The following is a 552-nucleotide window of genomic DNA, read 5'->3' on the forward strand; positions in this document are numbered from 1 at the left end:
GGGACCTGACCCCCTTTTGGTGGACACCTGATATCCAGCCCAGTCGAGCTGGGAAGAAAGGTAATCTACCACCATGTCCAGGTACTCCGAACAGTTCAAACGCGATGCCGTAGCCCTCTATGAGAACAACGAGGATCTCTCGCTGAACTCAGCATCAGCTGAGCTCGGTATCAACCGTGCCTCGCTACATTCTTGGGTCAAAAAGTACGGCACTGGCAAACGTGCCCGCACGAAGGCCGTGCACGATCAAGCCCAAGCGGCGAATGATTCTGCGCGAATCCGTCAGCTGGAAAAAGAAGTCTCTAAGCTGCGCGAAGAACGCGACATCCTGCGTAAGGCCGCGAAATATTTTGCCGAAGAGACTCACTGGTGATCCGCTTCCAGTTTGTCGATGACCACCGAACCGAGTACTCGGTTAAGCGGATGTGCGATGTGTTAAAGCTGAATCGTTCCTCGTTTTACAAGTGGGTGAGCACCCGTAAAAAACGCAGGTTAAAGATGTATTCTGATGCCGTTATTGGTGCAAGAATCAAGACCATCTTCGATGATGAG

Annotated in this window: 1 protein-coding gene and 1 pseudogene; both read left to right on the forward strand. The window is 51.8% G+C overall.

Annotated elements, in window-relative coordinates; genetic code table 11:
• The first annotated feature begins 73 nt into the window (after nucleotides 1–73).
• Nucleotides 74–373, forward strand: a complete 300-nt coding sequence (locus tag HMPREF3155_RS05495) for an IS3 family transposase (protein ID WP_023028776.1) — start codon at nucleotides 74–76, stop codon at nucleotides 371–373.
• Nucleotides 370–552 (forward strand): annotated as a pseudogene (locus HMPREF3155_RS13130) (IS3 family transposase); the annotation flags it as partial. The gene HMPREF3155_RS05495 and the pseudogene HMPREF3155_RS13130, both read left to right, overlap by 4 nt.

Origin of the sequence: Corynebacterium sp. HMSC06D04 (assembly GCF_001807315.1) — a bacterium.
GTDB lineage: Bacteria > Actinomycetota > Actinomycetes > Mycobacteriales > Mycobacteriaceae > Corynebacterium > Corynebacterium simulans.